At 34.8% G+C, this 22864-nt stretch carries 24 protein-coding genes; 15 read left to right on the top strand and 9 right to left on the bottom strand.

Annotation, left to right across the window (positions count from 1 at the left end; translation table 11 throughout):
* Positions 1-54 precede the first annotated feature (54 nt).
* The 3 genes from V4762_RS03325 to V4762_RS03315 are packed head-to-tail and all read left to right on the top strand — an operon-like array spanning position 55 to position 2001.
* Positions 55-921, top strand: a complete 867-nt coding sequence (locus tag V4762_RS03325; RefSeq protein WP_347314359.1) for a hypothetical protein — start codon at positions 55-57, stop codon at positions 919-921.
* Between the two features lie 46 nt (positions 922-967).
* Positions 968-1315, top strand: a complete 348-nt coding sequence (locus V4762_RS03320) for a cupin domain-containing protein (RefSeq protein WP_347314358.1) — start codon at positions 968-970, stop codon at positions 1313-1315.
* A gap of 8 nt (positions 1316-1323) precedes the next feature.
* Positions 1324-2001, top strand: a complete 678-nt coding sequence (locus tag V4762_RS03315) for a nitrite/sulfite reductase domain-containing protein (protein WP_347314357.1) — start codon at positions 1324-1326, stop codon at positions 1999-2001.
* A gap of 52 nt (positions 2002-2053) precedes the next feature.
* Here V4762_RS03315 and V4762_RS03310 read toward each other — a convergent pair whose 3' ends face one another.
* A complete protein-coding gene (locus V4762_RS03310; RefSeq protein WP_347314356.1) occupies positions 2054-2467 on the bottom strand; it encodes a universal stress protein in 414 nt (137 codons plus the stop codon).
* A gap of 309 nt (positions 2468-2776) precedes the next feature.
* Between V4762_RS03310 and dsrO the strand changes: the two genes are divergently transcribed.
* From dsrO to V4762_RS03285, 5 genes are all read left to right on the top strand, one after another.
* Positions 2777-3862 carry a sulfate reduction electron transfer complex DsrMKJOP subunit DsrO gene (dsrO, locus tag V4762_RS03305; protein WP_347314355.1) on the top strand — a complete coding sequence of 362 codons (1086 nt, stop codon included), beginning with the start codon at positions 2777-2779 and terminating at the stop codon, positions 3860-3862.
* Positions 3863-3871: 9 nt separating this feature from the next.
* A complete protein-coding gene (gene nrfD, locus V4762_RS03300) occupies positions 3872-5050 on the top strand; it encodes an NrfD/PsrC family molybdoenzyme membrane anchor subunit (RefSeq protein WP_347314354.1) in 1179 nt (392 codons plus the stop codon).
* A 12-nt stretch (positions 5051-5062) separates the two neighbouring features.
* A complete protein-coding gene (locus tag V4762_RS03295; RefSeq protein ID WP_347314353.1) occupies positions 5063-8140 on the top strand; it encodes a molybdopterin-dependent oxidoreductase in 3078 nt (1025 codons plus the stop codon).
* 4 nt (positions 8141-8144) lie between these two features.
* Positions 8145-8783, top strand: coding sequence for a TorD/DmsD family molecular chaperone (locus V4762_RS03290; protein WP_108308461.1), 639 nt, complete (start codon positions 8145-8147; stop codon positions 8781-8783).
* A 119-nt stretch (positions 8784-8902) separates the two neighbouring features.
* Positions 8903-9790 (top strand): hypothetical protein, encoded by an 888-nt coding sequence (locus tag V4762_RS03285; RefSeq protein WP_347314352.1) that lies wholly within the window; start codon positions 8903-8905, stop codon positions 9788-9790.
* Here V4762_RS03285 and V4762_RS03280 read toward each other — a convergent pair.
* On the bottom strand, positions 9774-10346 hold the full coding sequence (locus tag V4762_RS03280; RefSeq protein ID WP_347314351.1) for a flavodoxin family protein: 573 nt from the start codon (positions 10344-10346) through the stop codon (positions 9774-9776). The two genes, V4762_RS03285 and V4762_RS03280, sit on opposite strands and share 17 nt — an antisense overlap.
* 23 nt (positions 10347-10369) lie before the next feature.
* Positions 10370-10963, bottom strand: a complete 594-nt coding sequence (locus tag V4762_RS03275) for a flavodoxin family protein (protein WP_347314350.1) — start codon at positions 10961-10963, stop codon at positions 10370-10372.
* An 87-nt stretch (positions 10964-11050) separates the two neighbouring features.
* Between V4762_RS03275 and V4762_RS03270 the strand changes: the two genes are divergently transcribed.
* The gene (locus V4762_RS03270) at positions 11051-11464 is read left to right on the top strand and encodes a hypothetical protein (protein ID WP_347314349.1); all 414 of its coding nucleotides are present in this window, start codon (positions 11051-11053) and stop codon (positions 11462-11464) included.
* Here V4762_RS03270 and V4762_RS03265 read toward each other — a convergent pair.
* Positions 11461-11967 carry a hypothetical protein gene (locus V4762_RS03265; protein WP_347314348.1) on the bottom strand — a complete coding sequence of 169 codons (507 nt, stop codon included), beginning with the start codon at positions 11965-11967 and terminating at the stop codon, positions 11461-11463. The two genes, V4762_RS03270 and V4762_RS03265, sit on opposite strands and share 4 nt — an antisense overlap.
* 131 nt (positions 11968-12098) lie before the next feature.
* Here V4762_RS03265 and V4762_RS03260 point away from each other — a divergent pair, with 131 nt between their 5' ends.
* Both V4762_RS03260 and V4762_RS03255 read left to right on the top strand, forming a co-directional pair.
* Positions 12099-13502 (top strand): glycosyl hydrolase family 18 protein, encoded by a 1404-nt coding sequence (locus V4762_RS03260; protein ID WP_347314347.1) that lies wholly within the window; start codon positions 12099-12101, stop codon positions 13500-13502.
* Positions 13492-13872, top strand: a complete 381-nt coding sequence (locus V4762_RS03255) for a hypothetical protein (protein WP_347314346.1) — start codon at positions 13492-13494, stop codon at positions 13870-13872. The genes V4762_RS03260 and V4762_RS03255 overlap by 11 nt, the downstream gene beginning before the upstream one ends.
* A 1-nt stretch (position 13873) precedes the next feature.
* Here V4762_RS03255 and V4762_RS03250 read toward each other — a convergent pair whose 3' ends face one another.
* Genes V4762_RS03250 through V4762_RS03230 form a run of 5 tightly spaced genes read right to left on the bottom strand, consistent with a single transcriptional unit; the run spans position 13874 to position 17802 of the window.
* Positions 13874-14161, bottom strand: a complete 288-nt coding sequence (locus tag V4762_RS03250) for a metal-sensing transcriptional repressor (protein WP_347314345.1) — start codon at positions 14159-14161, stop codon at positions 13874-13876.
* The gene (locus V4762_RS03245) at positions 14154-14357 is read right to left on the bottom strand and encodes a heavy-metal-associated domain-containing protein (protein WP_347314344.1); all 204 of its coding nucleotides are present in this window, start codon (positions 14355-14357) and stop codon (positions 14154-14156) included. The genes V4762_RS03250 and V4762_RS03245 overlap by 8 nt, the downstream gene beginning before the upstream one ends.
* A gap of 1 nt (position 14358) precedes the next feature.
* Positions 14359-14613, bottom strand: coding sequence for a glutaredoxin family protein (locus V4762_RS03240; RefSeq protein WP_347314343.1), 255 nt, complete (start codon positions 14611-14613; stop codon positions 14359-14361).
* 30 nt (positions 14614-14643) lie between these two features.
* On the bottom strand, positions 14644-15348 hold the full coding sequence (locus V4762_RS03235; protein ID WP_347314342.1) for a sulfocyanin-like copper-binding protein: 705 nt from the start codon (positions 15346-15348) through the stop codon (positions 14644-14646).
* A gap of 21 nt (positions 15349-15369) precedes the next feature.
* Complete coding sequence (locus tag V4762_RS03230; RefSeq protein ID WP_347314341.1) at positions 15370-17802, bottom strand: heavy metal translocating P-type ATPase; 2433 nt, start codon at positions 17800-17802, stop codon at positions 15370-15372.
* Positions 17803-18075: 273 nt separating this feature from the next.
* On the opposite strand from V4762_RS03230, the gene V4762_RS03225 reads away from it, so the two are divergent.
* The 4 genes from V4762_RS03225 to V4762_RS03210 all read left to right on the top strand — a co-directional run bounded on the left by V4762_RS03225 (position 18076) and on the right by V4762_RS03210 (position 22833).
* Positions 18076-18297: a YdbC family protein gene (locus V4762_RS03225; RefSeq protein WP_347314340.1), complete on the top strand. Its 222-nt coding sequence runs from the start codon at positions 18076-18078 to the stop codon at positions 18295-18297.
* Positions 18298-18415: 118 nt separating this feature from the next.
* The gene (locus tag V4762_RS03220) at positions 18416-19792 is read left to right on the top strand and encodes an MFS transporter (RefSeq protein WP_347314339.1); all 1377 of its coding nucleotides are present in this window, start codon (positions 18416-18418) and stop codon (positions 19790-19792) included.
* Positions 19793-20530 (top strand): alpha/beta fold hydrolase, encoded by a 738-nt coding sequence (locus tag V4762_RS03215; protein ID WP_347314338.1) that lies wholly within the window; start codon positions 19793-19795, stop codon positions 20528-20530.
* Entirely contained in the window at positions 20527-22833 is a 2307-nt protein-coding gene (locus V4762_RS03210; protein WP_347314337.1) for a DNA-directed DNA polymerase, read from the top strand. The genes V4762_RS03215 and V4762_RS03210 overlap by 4 nt, the downstream gene beginning before the upstream one ends.
* Positions 22834-22864: the final 31 nt, after the last annotated feature.

Here is a 22864-nt window from a genome sequence, read left to right as displayed (position 1 = left end):
ATAAAAAATCCCGCAGTTAAACTTACTGCGGGATTTTTGTTATAATAATAAATTATGGATATTGTTAGCTATTTGCTTCACAGTCATATAGAACTCACCGTCCCCATGATAATAGCCCTCTCTTTCTTGCTTGGCGTCATTCATGGCTATACTCCTGATGAGCATACATGGCCAATTACTTTTAGCTATGCGGTTGGCAGCTATTCTGCAAAAAAGGGTCTTATCATAGGTTTTGCCTTTTCCTTTGCCTTTACTGTTCAAAGGGCACTGGCAAGTGAGCTGGCCAATTTAGCTCTTTTCCCTTTGGCATCTTCCGATTTATTTGAATACGGCACATATATTTTAGTTGGCCTTGCTATGATATTTGGAGGCTATTACGTTTTTAGAACTAAAAATGTATTTCATATTCACTTTGGTAAGATCGATAGCGAACATCATAGGATGGCAGTTAAGGGTTCTATTGATAGAGAACACAAACTTTCAGTAAAGATTGCGCTTTTGCACGGTTTTATTGCGGGGTGGGGTTTCGGCGCTTTTGCATTGGTAATATATACCGTGTTAGCCCCCGCAATGCCGTCGCATCTTTTGGGCTGGGTTCCAGGAGCATTCTTTGGTTTTGGCACCATGGTAACACAGATTATTTTGGGAGCATTTTTTGGTTTTATTACAACAAAAATTGGATTTCCTATAGAGGCTGCCCGTTTTGCGGCACAAAGAACGGCTGCAAGGACATTGATCTTTGGCGGTGGAGCATTTTTCGTCGTTGGTCTGATAGGGCTTTTTGATATATTTTATAATCCACCTTTTTTAAACATAACAAAATATGATCTTGGTTTTTTGCTTGTCGTCTTCTCCGTATTTGTCGTAGGAGTTCTAAGCTTATTTTATGAATATCTTTATTATAGATTTCAATACAGATAGCGTTTTTAATAACTGAAGTCTAAAATACTAAATTTAGGAGGATTTTATGGTCAGGAAGTCTAGCACTTTGGAAAAGGTAAAGCGCCTTGATCCTATAGGAGGCAAGGGAGAATTAGAGAGCATTGCCCTTTTACAGCCTGATGATTTTAAAGGAAAAGGGAGGATGTTCGCACACAATTTTTTGAAACCAGGTTCTTCTATAGGCCTTCATACTCATACGGGAGACTTTGAAATATATTACATATTAAATGGCGAGGGAATATTTGTAGATAACGGTGAAGACGTTCTGGTTTCAAAGGGCGATGTTTTGATTACTTACGACGGTGAAAACCATGCTTTAAAAAATACTGGCAATGTGGATATAGAATTTTTAGCCTGTATCATATTTAGTTAGGAGGTTTTATGGGACAGATACATCCAAGAGCGATAGAGCAAAGAGACGGCAGTTATGCTATAAAATTAAAGTCTACGACTGGGCTGGTTACGCCTGAGTATTTAGAAGAAGTTGCAAAAATTGCAAAGAAATACAATGTACGCCAGTTAAAGATCTTAACTGGTCAGAGATTTTTCTTGATTGGGATTCAACCAGAAAACGTGAACAAGATAATAGAAGAGCTTACAAACGATATGGGCTTCAACGTAGAGCCTTCACTTCACTACGTTCAGGCATGTGTTGGCAACACTACTTGCAAATATGGGACTCTTGACAGCCTTAGTCTGGGGAAGAAGATTGAAGACCTTGTATATTTTGAAAAAGTTCCTGCAAAATTAAAAATTGGTATATCAGGATGTACTCTAAATTGCGGCGAGGCTTTTATTAGAGACATAGGAGTCTTCTCGGGAGGAAAAGGTTGGGTTTTGGTAATTGGCGGAAACTCTGGCAGAAAACCCAGAATTGGAGATATTGTAGCAGACGAGCTTAGCGACGATCAAGTTCTGGACATCATAAAAAAATTCCTAAACCTCTACAAAGAAAAAGGCGATTATAAAGTAGAAGGAAGATATGGTATGAGCGAGCGAGTCGCCCGATTCGTAGAGAGACTAGGTATAGATGCCATCAAAAATGAAATATTAGCATAGATTAATTTTATAAGAGCTACCCATAATATGTAGTAAATAGTTTGGATAGCTCTTATTTTTCAACGGGCACAAGAGTAGCATTTTCCAAATTAAAACCTGTGCTAAATTCTGAAAATAGCCACTGTCTTAGCCCTCTTAGCTTCCTATTGCCAAGAACTATATTTGTGGCATTTAATTGTTTTGCTAACTCAGCTATTCTTTCAGACGGCTTTCCTATTTTTACGATTTTTGTAGCATCCAATCCCCTTTGCTTTGCTATGTCAGCTGCAACTGAGAGTGTCTTTTCTGCCTTACAAACGATCTTGGCTTCTGCTATTGGGTTAAAAACTCCCAGATCTTCAGATCTGTTTATTACGTGACAGATTACAAGTTTTGCTTCCTCATCTCTTGCCAGATCTATAGCCATATTTAAGACGCTCCTGTCAGATACACTATCCCTTATAGCTGCCAAAATTGTTTTTGCCATTTTAATCCCTCCTTAGTATTGAGCATATCTTTATATGTATAAATTGTAATTAGACGATAAAAATAATGAAAGTCAGGAATAAATAGTCCTTATGTAGGGGCAATTACTTATTTTAAGGGCATAAATGATTACAAGAAAAAATTCATGCAGCTAAATATTTTTTAATTTTAAAAATAAATACTTTATTAATCATATAAGCAATATTCTATAATATTCATAAAATATTCTAATTTTACATATTATTTAATTAAGATATTATATAATTATGAACTTTTCATTTTCTATTAATTTTTATTGGGAGGTGTTTATGTGAGCTACCGCAGCGATTTTTCGTTAAAAGAAGCAGATGACGATGCTAACCAAGAACGTCTATCAGCTAATTTTATGTCTTGGTTGGTCAAAAGCATCGCATTGGGTCTGGGTGGTCTATTTGCTTTAAGTATACTCAATTCATCAGATAGCGCAGATGCTGCAGAAAAAAATAATGCTAATTTGCCTACCGGTCCAATTAATAATCACAGATGGATGGGATGGGAAAATCCCGTTCTTGATGACAAAGATGGCTGGAATGATTGGGATAAGTTATTAAATCCCAAAAATTTACCTGTTTGGTATGACAATTTTCACGAAATTGACAAAACTAAACCAAAACACCACTGGGTAATGGTAATTGATACTAGAAAGTGCGTGGGTTGCCAGGCCTGTGTAATTGCTTGTAAGAGTGAGAACAACGTCCCATTAGGGGTGTTCAGGACGGTTGTGCAAGTAATGGAAACTGGTTCAATGGAAAGCTCCCCAAACGGTATGGTTGTTACAGATGATGGAAACTATGAACCTAATGTTAAGAAATTTATGCTCCCTAGGCTTTGCAATCACTGTGATGAACCACCCTGTGTGGAGGCCTGTCCTGTAAAAGCAACTTTTAAGAGGCAAGACGGAATAGTTCTAGTAGACTATGAAAAGTGTATTGGGTGCGGCACTTGTATAGAGGCATGTCCATATAATATGAGATTTTTTAATCCTGTTACAAAAACTGCTGATAAGTGTACTTTGTGCGTTCATAGAATTGATGCAGGTCTTGAGCCGGCATGCGTTACCAGCTGCGTGGGCAGGGCAAGAATTTTTGGTGATTTAAACGATCCAAAGAGCGAAGTGTCCAGGCTTATTAGCCAGTACCCTACTGCCAGATTAAAAATGTCTCAGGGGACAGAGCCTCAAGTCTTTTATATTGATCTGAACGGAAATCTTGAGGGTAATACGAGTATGGACAAGGTTTTTATGGAATATACATACACTATAGGTTTTAATACTACAGCTTATAAAAAGCTTGGCGGTGAAGTTGATTTGCCAAAAATTGAAGAGCACAAGAATCCGTTTAAAGAATTCGAAAAATAGGAGGAAGTTATGCTAGGAGGACAATTTTTAGAAACTGCAATTTGGGGACTGCCAATAGTTATCTACCCATTTTTGTCGGGTTTGATGGCTGGGGCCTTTGTAATTGACTCTCTTGCCCACCTATTTGGGTTTAAACAGTTTGAGCCAGTTGCGAAGTTAGCTGCTACCTCAAGCTTTGCTATGGTTTTGATAGCTGCTCTTGCCCCATTGGTAGATAGTTTGCAACCAGCAAAAGCGCCATTGGAACTTTATTTTAGAGATCACTTTCCATATTCTCCACTGAGTGTGTTTATAATAATATGGACACTGTATGTAATATTAATGTTTTTTGAAATGTACTTTGACTATAGGGTCGAAAATATTGAGAAATCCAAGCTAAGCGGTATTAGGGGGTCTATAGCAAGGTTTTTGACTTTTGGCAACAATAATATTTCAAAAGAATCTCTGTTAAAAGACAGAAAGGCTCTTTTTATAATCTCTGCAATAGGCGTTCCTCTCGCATTCGCTTTTCACGGATACATTGGTTTTGTATTTGGCGCTATAAAAGCCAGGGCTTTGTGGACAAGTTCTGTTATGATGCTTATGTTTATAACCTCTGCCATTGTCTCAGGCGCAGCTCTTGTTACCTTGCTTTATGTCATTGGATATTCATATTACTCTAAGAAAAACGTTGTAAATATAGAAACGCTAAATGCCTTGGGAATATTTATGATATTTGCAATTGCATTTGATTTGTTTTTAGATTTTATTGATAAACTTTATTCATTTAGGGCATACACCGAAGCAGACGTATTCCACGGTTGGACTTTGGTTTATAATGCAGGTGGTGTTTTGTTCTTTAATTACTTTGTCGTTCAAATACTTCTTGGTCTAATAATACCGCTTATCTTGTTGATATTTAAACCCGTAAGGACGTCTAAGCTTATGATGGTAATAATCTCAATATTTGTTCAGGTAGGAGTTTTCGCAATGAGGTTCAATACAGTCATAGGCGGACAGCTACTACCGAAGATTTCTCAAGGTACCATTATTCCTGAATTTCCATGGCTTGGTTTTGATGGAATATTATCTTCAATTGGCTTGATTTGTTTGTCAATAGTAATATTTTTTATCCTTGGATGGCTGTTTGGTTGGGAAGATTCGAATAAGAATGGCTTTGAAAATCAAACAAATTCAGTAGACAATTAAAGGTGGTTTAATATGAACATGAATAGAAGAGATTTCTTAAAGTATTTGACATTTGGAGTTTGTGCTGCTGGAGTCGGTGTGGGAGCGAGTCAGCAAGATCTGCCTAGATATTTTGGGTATGATGGTAAGCTGATTTATCCGGGTCGAGTAGAGAATTGGCCAGGAGTTGAGGTAAAGTTCTCAACATGTAAACAGTGTCACAGCGATTGTGCTCTGATGGCAAGAGTGTATAAGGGTACAATATTAAAGTTAGACGGTAGCCCTTATGACATTCACGATACAGAACCTCAAATTAAATACTCTGATTCACCAAAAGAGGCTATTATGTATGTGGGTTCTACCTTTGACACATCTAAACCTTATGCAAACGGCTCGCACTCGCTGTGTGCAAGAGGACAGGCTGGCAGGCAGACTGTTTACGATCCTTATAGGATATACAAACCATTGAAAAGAGTTGGACCAAGGGGTTCAAAAAAATTTAAAACAATATCTTATGAACAATTGCTTGATGAAATTTACAATGGCGGCTATCTGTTTAAAGATGTCCCAGGTGAAGAGAATAGATTTGTGGAAGGTTTTAAACAGCTCTGGAACGATGGTAAAAATAGATTTGTGCCAGCAAATGAACAATATCCTGATTTTGGTCCAAAAACTAATCAATTTGTGGCCTATTGGGGTAGGGCTGAAGGCGGGCAAAATAACTTCATTACCAGGTTCGCAAATGCCTTTGGGTCTGTAAACTCCCTGCCTCACGTTGCTGTTTGTGAGCTGACGCACCATGTGGCGACCCATTCAGTAGTTCCCTCTAACATGCTAAAGCCTGATCAGCCAAATTGTGAGTTGGTTTTAGTTTTTGGCTCTAATTATTATCAGGCTAACTTTCCGATGCAAACTCTGGCAAGAAGATCTGCTGAGGCCACGTCAAGCGGGAAAAAGGTAGTATATATTGACCCAACAGGAGGTAATCAAATATCACATGCTGATTTTGTGCCTATAAAACCTGGCGGCGACGGTGCTTTTGCAATGGGGATGATTAGATGGATTATAGAAAATAAAAGGTATAACGAAAAATACTTAGAAGTTCCTAATTTTGATGCAGCCACAAAGCAGGGAGAACCAAACTTTTCTAATTCAAGTTATTTGGTCATAGTTGATAAGGGCAATCCAAATTATGGTGCTTTTGTAGACAAGGGTATGGTCATAGATAAACAATCTGGCTCTCCAACTAAGGCATCTGATTGCACGAAAGCTAACTTGTGGCCTACAGGATATTTGTCTCTTGAACCTGTGACGGTAAATGGTGTGCAGTGTATGACGGCTATGCAATATCTATGGCAAGAAGTTTCATCACACAGTTATGATGAATATCAAAAAGAATGCGGCATTTCAAAAGAGACCTTTATAAAACTTGCAGATGAATTTACTTCACATGGAAGAAAGGCTGTTGCTGATATATATAGGGGTGCAGCAATGCATGCAAATGGCTATTACAATGCAAGGGCTGTCATGCTTCTAAATGTCCTGATAGGGAACATTGACTGGAAGGGAGGCTATATCAATGGCGCTCCTTCAGCAAATTATATGAATGGCCCATACGACCTTGCGAAATGGCCGAATTTTGTTGCGCCAAAGGGCGTAAAAATTTCGAGAGAGGGCAGCTTTTACGAGAAAACGAGTGAATACAAGAAGAGGTCTGAAAATGGCGGCAATCCCTTTCCTGCTGAAAGACCATGGTTTCCATTCGGATTTGGGATATGGCATGAGATATGGGGTGGAACTTATTTCCAGTATCCATACCCTGTAAAGATACTCTTTCAGCACATGGCAAACCCTGCATGGGCACAGCCAGGTATGGGCGGAGCTGATGATGAGTCTTTGATGTGGATAAGGATGATAAAAGATTTAAATAAAGTACCATTGTTTATTGCAAGCGATATTGTCATAGCTGAGAGCTCTAGCTATGCCGATTACATAATTCCTGATGCAACGTATTTGGAAACATGGGGTATGCTGCCAGGATTTCCAACATATCCTACTTCAAGAATATCTGTAAGACAGCCTGTAATTGAGCCCATAACAGAGAAGACCAAAGATGGTAAGCCTATTACAATGGAAAACTTCTTAATAGATCTTGCGATAAAAATTGGTTTGCCAGGCTTTGGTAAGAACGCCTTTTTGGACGGTTCTCAGCTGACTATTCGTGAAGAGTATTATTTAAAGATGTTGGTAAACATAGGAATGGATGACAAGACCCTATTAAAGCTTGATGGTAACAAGATTGTAAAACAAGGACCCGTTCCTGATGGGGATGCCTATGATATGAAAAGCGTTGAAGAATATATGAAAAAATATCCAAATGCTTTGAAGGGAAATGAATGGAAAAAGGCTGCTTATGTATTAGCCAGAGGCGGACGCTATGAAGATTATGATGTTGGATATCTGCCATTTGGTGAACCCGAATGGGTAACACACAGGCTGGGCAACAGCAAAAATGTCATTGAACTCTACAACGAAACGGTCGCGGTTACACACAACGCTATTACTGGAGAACGATTCGATGGATGTGTGAGACTTGAGCCGCCAAAGAATATGATGGGACAGCCTATATATGAGATTTACTCAAGGAAAGAATATCCATTTATGCTTTCTACTTACAAGGTTCCTATACATTCAAAGTCGAGGACTATTTCAGATCCGTGGTTGTTAGAGCTGTTGCCTGGAAACTTCCTTGAGATAAGTGAGGTTGACGCAAAAAAATTAAAATTAGATAATGGAGATACCGTAAGACTGATCTCTCCTTCCTACTCAAAGGGTATTGTTTGCAGGGTGAGAATAAAATTTGCACTTAGGCCGGGAGTAATTACTTATTCTCAAGCTTTTGGAAGATGGCTTTATGGTTCTGGAGAATGGTATATCGACGGTAAAAAATATGTTGGAGATCCGGCAAGAAATGCAGGCATTCATCCAAACCACTTGATGCTCTTAGATCCTTCTATAGCGGCAAAAGATGGATGGACCACGGTACTTCAAAGCGATGTTGCGGGCGGTATGGTTTATTATGATACTCCTGTAAAGATTGAAAAGGTATAAGTAATTGATAAACAACCTCGATGACTTTAACCTTGAAAGAAAAACTATATACAATATTATCTCTGATATTTTTATACTTAATCCTGATAAAGAACTTTGTAACAGACTATCAAGTTTAGAGTTATGGGATTTTCTTGGAGAGTATTTAGAAGATAAAAATACTTCTGAGAAATGTATGAATCACATATTGCTTGCTCTGGGTGACGAAAAAGAAATGTCGAGATTAAATCAGATATTCGAAATGTCTTTTGTGATACCTGTTGCGAATTATTTTATTCCACCCTTTGCAAGCGCTTATATTAGTTATAAGGAATTTCGGGATAATAACGAATTTTACTCATTGCCAGAGGAGCTGAACACTATATATGGTAATTATGGGATAGATTTTTCTAGCATTCATAGAAGCGACCATATTTCTATAATCTGCGCATTTATGTCTATTTTAATTGTCTCAGAAAGTAAGGATAAAAATAGTGCTCTGCTTTATGAAAAAAACTTTTTTAACAGATTTATTTTAAATTGGGCTCATATATTTTTTGAAGAAATATCTCGTAAGTTGGAAGAATCTTTTTATAAACACTTTGCCACATTGTGTAAAAGATTCTTAGAAAAGGAAAAAACTTTTTTTAGCACCCTATCTTAATGTTATAAGTTTTAAGCTGTCTGAGAGAAAAAAGGTTTTGATCTGATTCTTTCAGGCAGCTTTTTATGTTATGTAGTTTTATAGTAGAATTAGTTAATACTAACTTAGGAGATTTTATTGTGAATAAAGTTATTTCTTTATATTTGATCTGCTTATTATTTTTGCTCTTTTCAAGCGATATCTCTTTTGCAAACGAAGCCGCCGTGCATGCTCAAAGCGACATATCGAATAGGTTATCTCTTTATCTGCCTCTTAACAAAATCTTGAATGTATATCCTGTTAACAATAGCGATGGCAATAAGTGCTGGATTGTGGTATCTATCGATGAGAACAATCTTACCGATCTTGATCTTTTTTCTACTGTGGGTGAGGGAATAATATTTAAAAATTTAGATCGCCTTGTTTTAAATTATCAAAATCCAACCTTTAAAGTTTTTCCTCTTGATAACAATAATCCAAGCGCACTATTAGTCTGGGATAGGGAAGGAAGCGGAGCGTTTCTTAACTATAAAATATTTTTGGTAAAGGATGGCAGGCTTGTCGATATAGCAGAAGGAGAATCTTTGTTCCAGGGAAGTATCAAGACTTTTGATGGGGGTTATGAACTGACATCTTCTGATAAGAGGTGGTTTTACGTTTGGGATGGAGAAAAATTTGAAAAAAGTTTAGAGGGCGACTCTCTTAGCTATCCTGATAATTTCGCTGCAAATGAAAACTCGATTGATCAAAATGCTTTTCTGGTAACATATAGGGTTGACAAAAATGAAATATCATGGCTTTCTAACGATGAGGTTAGATTAAAGGTTGGTCAAAAAATGTTGTTAAGAAGGCTAAATCCGTTAGAAGACTCTACTTGCAGAATTATATACAGCTTTGGAAATATATCCTACAAGGGTAATGGCCTTTTTCAGGCAGAAAAGCAGGGAGCTACCATCATCACCCTTGTTCCTGAAGGATATAATTGGAGCAAAGCGAGAACTTTGACTATTACTATATCAGCTTCTTAGCAAGCCAACTAATATTGTGAGCTAAGTCTATCAAGGTTTTTATGCCCTCTTCATCTTTTTCTACTTCTCCCTTGTTTTTGCCAATGCCTATATTCCAATAACTTGACCCAACAACAATCATTTGTTCGATTAAGAAAAAGTGATTGACGCTATCAAAGCCGTGAATTCCACCAGCTCTCCTGTTGGCTATTATTGCAGCACCGAGTTTTCTTTTGAAGAGGAAGTCATTGGCTCTGCCTACCATTCCAGCCCTATCTATTAAACATTTTAATTCGGGAGTAATGTCTGCAAAGTAGATAGGGGAGCCAAGCAGAATAATATCAGAGCTGATCATCTTTTCAAAGCACTCGTTGAATATATCATCGTCCACGGCACAACGCTTATCTTTGTTTGCAATACACTTATAACATGCTGTGCAACCATGAATGTTCTTTCCAGCCATTTGGTATAGCTCTGTTTCAATCCCGTCCTTTGATAATTCGCCCAACACTGTATTTAGCATTATTGCAGTATTCGAGTCTTTTCTTGCACTTGAGTTGATAGCTAAAGCCTTCATAATTTACTAACCTCCTAAATATGTTATTGATATTTTTCTTTAACAAGCCATGAAATATTACGAGCTAGATCAATCATTGTTTTTATGCCCTCTTCATCAATCTCACTATCTGCAAGAATAGTCGCTTCCGAGCCCCTTCCGACTCCAATGTTTAGGTAATTTGAGCCAACAACAATCATCTGTTCTACTAAAAAGAAATGGTTTATCGAATCAAGACCATGAATTGCTCCTGCTCTTCTATATCTTACTACTATGCCTGCACCAATTTTTCTTTTTAACAGATATTTGTTTGCTATTGAAACCATACCGCATCTCTCCATAAACGCAATAAGCTTTGGAGTGATGTCCACCAGATATACTGGGGAACCAAGAATTATAATATCTGATTCTATCAATTTTTGGATATAATGATTTAGATTGTCATCCTTTATTACGCATTTCTTATCTCTATTTTTAAAGCACTTATAACAAGCAGTGCAGGATTTTATTTCCTCGTCTGCAAGTTCTATGAGCTCGGTTTGTATGCCATCTTTTTCAAGTCCTTCTAAAACCGTCTTTAGCATGAAAGCAGTGTTTCCACCCTTTTTTGCGCTTCCGCTGATAGCAAGTGCCTTCATTAATTGCTCCTTTCATAAAACTCATAATATAATGTATTGTTCTATTATAAGTTAATTTTCTAAAGTAGTTAAACTGGAGGTAATATTGTGAACGATATATATCCGTCTGATAAAGACGATAACAGATTAAAAAAGATTGAAGAATTTCAATATCAGGATGACTACGGCAGATTTAATTTTAGATATGTGGTAGTCAATCAGTTAAATGGCAAGATAAAGCTGTTTATAATTGAACTCCTAATTTTGTACTTTATGCCGCTGATATTGAGCCTGTTTTCAGTCATAAAAAGCGGTTTTTTGCCAGCTATTTGGGCTTGGTCATTAGCTATATCGCTTGTAATTTTTTTATATAACAAATACTGTAAAATAAACAAATTTTTTACAATTGCACTTTTTTCAATTTACTATTTTACTATTTCAATCTTCTCAATTTTTTATCTTATATTTAGCTCCTTTTTTTATATAATAGCCAGCTTTATATCTCTATTTTTTAAGTTTTAATAGCCGATTATTAGTAGTCCCTTTAAGTTTATGCCCTGCTTTGAACTATATAGTACGTCAAGAAATTCTTTTATCTTAAAAAATTGGGATGGATTCGATGGTTCATTCGGAAGAACCATTATAAGATATTCCACCCCTGGAATTATTGATGATTGGAGCAGTACCCTGTAACATCTATTTATTGATTTATTATCGTTTCCATTAACGTCAATTATGCATTTGTAATCTTCTTGATAACATTCTGTAAAAAATGATAATTCTGGTTTGCCATTTAATCCATAGTTAACTGGAATCTCAATTTCTCCCTCAGTATCACCATTTTTTGTTTTTATTTCAAACCCGAGCTCTCTAAGTTCATTTTCTACCAAACCAAAGATATCTTGATGTGATAGATGCTTTTGTGATGAGTCTATCTTGTCTTCATTAAACACAAAAGCCTGCAAAACCTGATCGATAAATTCTGGTAAATTTGAAAATTTTGGATAATATTGCCAGATTATCATGGTATTCCTCCCAAGTAATGTTTTAACAAATTATATCAGAAAATATTGTCAAATTTTTTTATAATAATTTTTTTGGAAAGCTAAATAATATTATTGAAAATTTTCACCCATTTTGCTATTCTATTCTACAAATGTATAAACTAATTCTTTCAACTATATTCATTTTTGTTTTTGCTGCCTTTGGGCAAATCTGTGCTTTTGATAAACAACTGTATGTAGATAAGTATCCTGACAAGCCAGCAGGAGTCTTAATAAAAAATAACGATGGGCTCTTTATGATGGCTAATAATATTAAATTAATCACTAACAAAAACTTTTTGATAAATCCAAAAGAAAAAAGAATATATATTTTTGATGTTAAGTTAAATTTAATAAATAAAGATAATCTATCGCTTGAGTCAATGAATTTTCCCTTAGAGAATATAAATGGCAATTATTATATAGACATTCTCTCCCTTTCAAGCTTGTTTAATTTTAATATTAAAGATAATGGGGATTACTATCTTTTAGAACACGACAAAGGATTGCCCCTGCCTTCTAAAGAAAAGAAGTATAACGGAATGGTTGGTTTAGGGTTTAGCGTGGCAAAAAATTTTTCAGATCTTAAAAGATTTGATTTAAATTCAAACATTAATACAGTTTGTTTTACCTGGTTTTCTCTGGAAGACAGTTTTGGGAACTTTAATAATAATGCTGATATTGGTGTCGTAAACTATCTTCATGAAAAGGGATATAGAGTTTGGGGCCTATTTAATAATAAGTTTAACCCTAACCTGACACATAAGTTGTTCGAAAGCGAATATGGTATAGACAATGCTATTAATCAAATTTTTACATACGCCTTGATGTACCATTTAGATGGAGTTAATGTTGATTTTGAAAATATGGATAAGTCTGACATCAAAAATTTTAACCATTTTGTTGAAAAATTAAATAATATGTTAAAAAACTCAGATATAGCATTGTCTGTAGATGTTACTGTACCTGATAATAACTCTTCATGGTCTTTGTGCTATGATAGAAAAACGATATCAGAATATAGCGATTACCTTGTTCTGATGACCTATGACGAATTTTCAAATGGCTCTGAACATGCTGGACCTACTGCGTCTATTCCTTGGATGGAGAAGGGTTTGAGGGATACCTTGAAGGATGTAAATTCTAATAAGATATTATTGGGCATTCCTTTTTACACAAGAGAGTGGATTGAGAACACCTCAGGCAATATCGTTAAGGTAAAGCCTATTGACAGTCAAAAAATAAAGGGATATCTTGAGACTAATAACTTGACGCCGCAATTTGACGATAAATATGGTCTTTATCATGTTAGCTTTTACAGGTATAATTTAAAACATGAAATGTGGTTTGACAATAATGTTACAATGACAAATAAACTTAAACTTATTCATAGATACAATCTTGGCGGTTTTGCAATATGGAAGCTGGAATCAGGTGACGAAGGTATTTGGAGCTCTTTTTCTGACTTGTTTGGCGATAAATTAATAAATATAGGAGGCATAAAAAGTGGAAAATAACGATCTTGATTATATTGAAAATTTTGAAAGTGATTTTGGCTCATATTTTGTAGATGACGTAGAAAAGGAAGTTAAAATCTGGCTTCTTGATTCTGATAGAGAAGAAGAACCCGATATCAGCATTTATTATGAATTAAACGACGAAAATGAACCTTGGGTTTCTGAAGTTAATTTTTCATTTTTGCCTCAGGTTTTTGACTTTATCGGGATATGGCGCGACAGGTATTTTGATGAATTAGATGCCTATTCTGAAGATGAGTTTGATGAAAGTTATGGAAACCTTATGGTCAACCTTGAAATAATCCAAGAACTCCTATCAGAACCATCAGAATGGAGCGATAACTGGTATGAGGAAGTCGATATAGATTAGTTTATTTGGTTTTTTCTATATATTTCATAATATTTTGAAGCTCTATAATCTTTTCATCTACTTCGTTACTGCTTACTGCGTTCCTAACACATCTGTCTATGTGCTTGTTTAAGACAGATGTGTTAGATTTTTTTAAAATAGCAATAATTGCCAGAATTTGATTTGATATATCTATACAATATCTTTCTTCTTCAATCATCTTTATTACGCCATCGATGTGGCCCCTGGCTGTTTTTAGCAACTTTAAGGCATCTTTATGAAAAGGCTCTGGTTTGCTGCTATTATTCAACTTTCTCTACCTTATAAGCTGTATCTTCTAAGGATTTTTCCAATTCTTCTTTGCTAATTTTTTTGCTGCTCTTAACATCGACTATGCCTGTTGATAAATCCACTTCAACTTTCTCTACCGAGTCTATTTGAGAAAATAACCTTTCAACTGTCATCTTACAATGCATGCATGTCATACCTGATACATATACTTTCATCTTACTCACCTCGAGAATTTTTAAATATTTTTTCTAAATTTGGTTTTTGATCCTTAAACGTTCCATAAAAAAATTGATCTTTAACTACTGTAATCGGAGCTATTCTGACACCGAACTTTTCAAAAGCTTCATCTGCCTTGCCTGGAGCGGTGATGTCAATCTCAGAATACTGTATGTCATTTTTTTTGAGCCAATTCTTCACAGAAGCGCAGTCGGGACATCCTGGCGATGTGTAGATAATAACTTTATCTGTCATTTTTTTGCTCCTTTAAATTTATTTGTTAACCTACTTATCTAAGATTATAAATTTTCCATACATGCCTTGCTGAGCATGCCCTGGTACCTGACATACATAATAATATGTTCCGGGTGTATTTGCACTAAATTCTGTAGATCCAGTTGCCAAAAGTTTATTTTGTTTGTCTTCATAAGACAAGGGTCTGATTGCAGAATACTGGAAAGCTAAAGATATATTCATCATGACTGTATATGGATATGGAGGTGCGGTATTTGTAATTATTATTCCATGATACATATCATCATCATTGTTTACGAGTTTCAGAGTTATATTGGCATTTTTTCTAACAATAATAGTTGGATTTATTAGGTTTCCAACTCCGAACGAATACATTGCGTTGTCATTTGGAGAGGCTACTATGGGTATAACAGCGTTTTGATCGTTGAAGGTGATTGAATTGTTCTTATCGTCAACTGTTACGTTGCCAATAAGATCTGAAAAACTCTTTAACTGACTTGTAGGTATGGTTTGATAGCTACTCTGACCATTGTTATAGCCATTCATCATCCCAGGACCGTATCCATTCCCGGGTCCATATCCATTTCCCGAACCATTTCCGTTTCCATTCATCATACCAGGACCATATCCGTTTCCGTATGCACAAAACCCATTGCTATAAGCATATCCAAAAACTAACAGAGATGCTAATGCCAAAATAAAGATGATCGGTTTTACGAAATTCTTTTTAAACATTTTTAACCTCCTAAATAGAATTTATATCTTAAAATTTCTAAGCCTAATAGAGTTTGTGACTACAAACACTGAGCTTGTAGCCATTGCTGCTTCAGCTATGACAGGATGAAGCATTCCCAGAGCTGCAAACGGAATTGCAATTATATTGTAGAAAAAAGCCCAGAATAGATTTTGTTTAATCTTTTTAAACGTTGCTACCGATAATCTTATTGACCTGGTTACATTTGTCAGGTCATCTGTCATCAACGTAATATCGCTCGCTTCTTTAGCTATATCTGTTCCAGTTCCAATAGATATTCCTATATCAGATTGTTTCAGAGATGGGGCGTCATTTATGCCATCGCCAACCATTGCTACAATATGTCCCATATCTTGGAGTTTTTTAATATGCGATATCTTATCTTGAGGCAATAAATCTGCAAAATACTCGTCAATGCCAACTGAGTCTGCCACATATTTTGCAGTTTCTTCGTTGTCGCCTGTCAGCATTATAGTTTTAATGCCCATATTTTTAATTTGTTCAATTGCCTCTTTTGCATTGGCTTTAATATTGAAGGACAAGGCAATAATTCCCAACAAACCTCTTTCTTCTTCATAGGCTATTGCTAAGGTTTTGCCCATAAATTTGGATTTATTTATATCTGCCATCGAGGCTATACCTTCAATAAATTTAGGGCTTCCCACGCTAATTTTTCTATTATTTAAATAGCCTTCTACTCCCAATCCAGGAATTACTTTTACGCCCTGAAAGTCTATTTTTATAATATTGTTATCTTTTGCGTATTTATTTATTGCAATACCTATTGGGTGCTCACTGTAACTCTCAAGTGAGGCGACAACCTTTATAAATTCATCTTTGTCAATATTTGAAGAAATATCGGTTACGTATAATTCTTTATCTGTAATTGTTCCTGTCTTGTCAAACACAACCACATCTATGTCTTTTGCTCTCTCGAGCGCTTCACCCGATCTGATTAATATACCTTTAGAGGCTCCAAGACCCAATCCTACCATTAGGGCAGTTGGAGTGGCCAGTCCTAATGCACAAGGACAGGCTATTACAAGAGTTGCGACTGATGCGTATATTGCGGCTGAAATTGAATTGAGATTGGGATTTACCCATGGAAGAAAATCTTTTGCCCAAAGATCTATTTTATGCAATGATGATGGAAATAAGAACCAGATTAGGAAGGTTGCTATTGCTATGGTTATAATTGTAGGAACGAATACCGATATGACCTTGTCCGCAAAAGCCTGAACTGGTACCTTAGTGCTTTGTGCGTCTTCTACTAATTTTGCAATTTTAGATAAGACGGTATTCTCTCCTACCTGAGACACCTTAACCTTTATGGTACCGAGCTGATTTATGGTTCCGCCAATAACGGTATCTCCAGTTGACTTTGGCACGGGCAAACTTTCTCCTGTAATCATTGATTCGTCTACGGCGGTATCGCCTTCAACAACTATTGAGTCTGAAGGGATTTGTTCTGAGGGCTTCACTAGAAGAATGTCTGATATTGCAATGTCGTCTGCATCTATTTTTTCTATTGAACCATCTTCTTTTACAAGATTTGCTGTTTTAGGGCTTAAATTTAGTAATTTTTTTACCTCTTCTGAGGCTTTTCCTTTTGCCTTACTTTCGAGATATTGGCCAATAAGGTAAAATCCAGTAATCATAGCGCCCACTGCTGAGTAATCAGCTATTTTCTGACCAAAAATATTTAACAAACCTGTCAAATAAGATGATGTAACTCCAAAGAATATCAATACATCCATATTTGTATTTCTATGAATCAATGCCTTTATTGCACTTTTTATAGGATCGATACCTATTATGAAGATTACGGGAAAAGAAAAAACAATATTAATTAACATGTTATATTTAAATTCAATTCCAAAAAACATATTTAAAAACATAATTAAACTCAATGGGGCAGTAATTACCCATGCGTAAATCATTTTTAACTTTGCCTTTCTTAACTTTTCAGCAAAATCATCTGCCTCATCTTTTGACTCTCTCTTTTCATTTATAGCTTTATATCCAGCTTTTTCTACAGCTTCAAAAATACTTCTTTCCCTGAAATTTAAGGGATCAAAGGTTACCAGAGCTTTTTCAGTAGTAAGGTTTACTACTGCACTCTTTACTCCCTCGACCTTTTTTAGGGCCTTCTCTACGTTCATAGCACATGAGGCGCAGCTCATACCTTCAATTTTATAGGTTTTGCTTTGAACGTCACCTTTTTCAAACTGATCAAGAGTGGAGGAATATCCAGCTTTTTCAACTGAACTGGATAATTTTTCTGGATCTAAATTATCTCCCTCAACTACGGCCTTTTCAGTCACAAGGTTTACTACTGCACTCTTTACTCCCTCGACCTTTTTTAGGGCCTTCTCTACGTTCATAGCACATGATGCGCAACTCATACCATTTATTTTTAAAATTACTTTTTGCATCTATCTATAACCTCCTATCCCACCCCATAGGGGGTGGATATATATCCTATTATAATACTGTATTATTCTTTGTCAAATGATATTATATTGCTTTTACAGGGCATTTTTTAGAAGTCAAAAATTATATATCAGCCTTAATTGACTAAGATGTTGGAAAATATAATGTATCAGCAAATTCAATATTAACCATGATATTTAAGTGCGATTAAGAATTTTAGAATGCTTGGAAAACAAGCATGTTAAAATATACTTAAAAATCATTTTGGAGGTTTTATGGCAGAAATAAAATTTGATATTTTAGAAACTTTTGGAGTTATTTCTGAAAGTCCAAAAGGCTGGAAAAAAGAGTTAAAACTAGTTAGTTGGAACGATAAGGATACAAAATATGATATTAGAGAGTGGTCTCCTAATTATGATAGAATGGGCAAAGGTTTAACCTTCACAAAAGAAGAACTGAAAGCCCTTAGAGATGTCTTGAAAAATATTGATTTATAAATTCGAATTTTAATCTTTCAGCATAATTTTTAATAATCTGGAGAAGGAAGATCCTTTTATACATAGTTCTTCCAGATTATTAATTTTTTACTAAAACTTATTTCGGTTAGGACAATTTATGCTTAAGTTGCAAAAAAATGTAATTTTGTTGTGTTGTATGTGTGTGGCAAGCTTTATGGTTAGCTTGGACGTTAGCATAGTTAACATCTCATACCCATATTTAAGTAGATTCTTTGGCGTTAGCATAGAAAATATATCAAATTTAGCGATATTCTATCTTTTATCGCTTTGTTCAATGCTTATTATTTTTGGAAAAATTTCTGATTCTATTGGTGCATCCAAGGTATTTCTATCAGGGTCTATATTGTTCTCTTTTACATCTCTTTTTTGCGCAATTTCTGGCACTTTTCATGTCATCTTGATCGGAAGATTTTTTCAGGGAGTGGCGTCAAGTATGATTTCTGCTACCACGGGCGCATTGATCTTGCAACGTTTGCCTAAAGAGTATATCGGAAGATCTTTTGCGGCAGTTACTGGACTTGGGGGAATTGGATTTGCATTTGGGCCTCCAATTGGATCTTTTTTGATTGAAAAATTTGGATGGCATTCTATTTTTTTGATTAACGTGCCCATAGGCCTTTTGGTTTTTCTCTTTACTTTACTTTCGCTTTCAAAAGTTGATGAAACGAAGCTTAAGAATAAATTTGATCTTATAGGATACTTTCTGATTTTTACTGTAATATCTCTTCTGATAATTATACTAAATCTACAAAGAACAGTTACCGAAAAAGGTTTGCTTTTTTCTATATGGTTTGCTTGGCTTTTGCTTCTTGCTTTGTTTATATATTATGAAAAAAATAATAAAAATCCAACGATTGATTTTTCAATCTTCAAAAACAAGAATATATCTTTCGCTCTAATATCGAGTTTTTTTATAGTTTTCTTGTTTGATGGGTTTAATTTTGTGATACCGTTTTTTGCTATTGGAGCTATGCATTTTAGCCAGGAATTAACAGGAATTTTAATTGGGATTTCAAGCCTAATAACAATCTTTACCGTGCCAATGATTGGACTGTTGTCTGATAAGTTTGGATATAGGAAAATGTGCATTTTTTCTTCATTAAATTTATTCATATCTTGTGCCCTATTCTTTTTTATACAGAACTTTAGCTTTATGCTTTATTTTGTAATTGCCATCGTCTTTGCAGGGGTTGGTCTGGTTGGTTTCTTTGTGGCAAGTCCTTCTCTTATCCTGGGTCACGTAAAAAAATCTCAGAGCGGTTTTGTTTCTTCTTTCATTCAAGTAGTCCAAAATCTTGGAGCTTTAATTGGTATATACCTTTTTAGCAATTTTTATGGGAAAATAGATATGTCTTATTCTGTGGATCTTTTAGAGAAAGGCTTTCACAATGCATCTGCTTTTGGAGTTTTTTTGAGCATAATTGTAACAATCTTTTCTTTTCTTGCTTTTGAAAAAAGGAAAAAGGAGATTTGAATGGCTTATGTAAAATTAAATAACCTTGAAACTTATTATGAGATATCTGGAAAGGGAAATCCCTGTCTTATATTACACGGTGGCACTGAAAATATTAACAGCATGAATCAGTTGGCAAGCAATCTGTCAAATGATTACAAAATATACTTGCCCGAAAGAAGAGGACATGGCAGGACTCAGGATACAGATGACCAATTTTCCTATGACCAGTTCTCTAAAGATACTTATGAATTTATAAAAACTTTTAAATTAGAAGGCTGTTGTGCAGTTGGCTATAGCGACGGCGCAATAATTCTTTTGCTTTTATCTATTAAATATCCGAAGCTTTTCAAAAAAATAGCTCTCTTAGGAGGTCAGTTTCACTTTGATGGTCTTGAGCCATATTTTGTTAAGGCTTTAAAATCGGATAATGTAGAAAAGTTTTTTGAGAAAGAAAAAATAGAATATGAAAAGATAAACAAATACAATGTTAGTTTTCAAAAGTTTCTAAATAAGATAATTGTGTTGTGGTTGGCAAGTCCAAATATTGACTATACAGAGCTTAAGAAGATAATAACTCCTGCCTTGATAGTTAGCGCTGACAGAGATCTTATAAGGTTAGAACATACTATTTCGATGTTCAGGGGAATTAAAAATTCTAATCTTGCAATTATCCCCAATTCTGATCACAGTTTTCCTATTTCAAAGCCGAATTTTACATCAAGCCTTATATTGAATTTCTTTAACATAAAAACATGAGAATTAAAATATGTCCTTACCAAATTCTTGTTTTAGACAAAGACAATCAATCTCTAATATCTATAAATTGTTTAGATGATAATGGGAAAAATGTAAGATTATTTGATAAAACTTTTAAACCAAGCTTTTATATACTTGCTGAAGGAAATATTGAAGAGATAGAAAAAGCTATAAACTTATCTTTAGATGAAGAGATTGTCGGATTTAATATAGAAGATAAATTTTATTTAGGTCAACTTAAAAAATTTTATAGGTTGTTTTATGCCTTTGATGAGGACAAAGATGTCCAAAGTTTTAAATTTTTTAAGAAATTTAAAGAGTTTTCTGTTTTTCATCACGATTTAAGGCCTACAATGCAATACGTTATAGAGAAAAATATAACTTTTTGCGCTTTTAATGAAGTGGAGGCTTATAATTCTTTTGAAGCAGGATATTATATAGATGGTGATTTCTATTTATATAGTTATGACTATCCAATCAATAGATCTATGTCTTTTTACTTTTTGACTGATAGCAAAGTCTTAAACCCAGATCCTAAATTGAACAAGGTTATTTATATATCTATTTTTTGTAACGAGGGAGAAATAGTTTTTGATGGTGATGAAAGAAGTATTTTTGAAAAATTTTTATCTTATATCAAAAAGTATAAACCAAATATAATATATACCTTTAACACAGGACAGGATGATTTTGATTTTTTGTTTAATAGAGCGAAAAGTTTTGGAATGAGTCTTAAGTTTGGGGATAGTTTGCCCACTAAAGGTTTATTTGGCTCAGTCCAATTCGATGGTGCAGTTATAATAGATCTTTTCCTATATGCAGAAAGTCTATATGAATTAAAACAAAAGGAATTAAAAAAAGTTTTAGAATTTTTGAACATCTTGTATCAGGAAGAGCTTGTTCTCAGCCAAATTGAATTAGTTAAGGCTATTGAATTGTCGCTTGATGAAAAACTGATAAATCATTGCAGGGCTTGTGCAAAATCAATTTTTGATCTTGGAGAATTGACTCACCAGTTATATTTTTCATTATCTCAAATTACTTTTTTGCCTCTTGATATTGTAATATTTGCTCCTACCGGATTTAGGGTAGAGCAGCTTTTTATGAAAAAAAGTTTTTTACAAAATATGATTATATTGCCTAAAAAACGTCATGTTAGCAATTCTTATGAAGGCGGTATGGTCCTTAAGACGCTGCCTGGGCTCTATAAAAATGTGGTGGTTCTTGACTTCAAGAGCATGCTTCCATCTATTATGATTAAGTACAACATTTCGTTTGATACTCTTGTAGATACAGATTTTGATTCAGAATTCTTTGAATCACCACAAAATTCCTATAGGTTTAGAAAAGAACCTGATGGTTTTTATAAAAGAATTTTACAAGATCTGATTTCTGAGAGAGAAAAAATAAAGAAGAATATGGAAGTTTTTCAAAAATCTTCAAAGGAATATATTTTTCTAAATGCTAAACAGAAAACTTTGAAAATAATTACAAATGCTTGTTATGGCTATGCTGGATGGCAAAGTGCCAGATGGTTCAAAAAAGAGGTTGCAGAAGCTACTTCTGAATGGGGCAGAAAGACACTTACCGATGCGATTGAATTAGCTGCAAGTTTTGGTTTGGAGGTTATATATGGCGATACAGATAGTCTTTTTATAAAGGATAGCGAAAATATTGACAAACTCCTCACTGAATTAAAACATAGAGGTGAAGATATCAAAATTGATGAAATTTTTAAATCAATTCTTTTTACTGAGGCGAAAAAGAAATATGCTGGAATCAACGATAAAAATGATCTGGTTTTGGTTGGACTTGAGGGCGTACACGGTGATATTCCAGAAATAGTTAAGATCGTGCAGGAAAGGGTACTGAAGTCTATTTTGAATTTTGAAGATTTTGACCTTGTTATGAATGCCTTGCAAGATGAGGTAAATAAAATAAAAAGTAAGGAATATCCATTGTTGTCATTTGTTATATATAAGTCTGTTAATAAAAAGATAAGTTCTTATGAAATAAAAGCTCCTCATGTAGAAGCTGCAAAAAAGTATATTCAAATGGGATTTAAACTTAAGTCTGACAATGTGTTTGGCTATGCTATAGCAAAAGGACAAGGTCCGATTAATTCAAGGGCTTTGCCTTATTTTTCTTTGACAATTGAAGATTTAGACACAGAATATTATCTTAAGAATTTATTAGTTCCATCTATCTCTAGGATTTTTTCTGGAGTGTTCCAGAGGAAGATTTCTTACAAACACAATAAGTTAATTTTAGAAAATGACAAAAACAATCTTCTTTTCGATTAACATTAGTTATATAATAAAAAATATTAGTAGC

This window comes from Thermodesulfobium sp. 4217-1, from assembly GCF_039822205.1.
Lineage (GTDB): Bacteria > Thermodesulfobiota > Thermodesulfobiia > Thermodesulfobiales > Thermodesulfobiaceae > Thermodesulfobium.
Note: the sequence above shows the minus strand (reverse complement) of the source record. Positions and strands in the feature narration are given on the sequence as shown.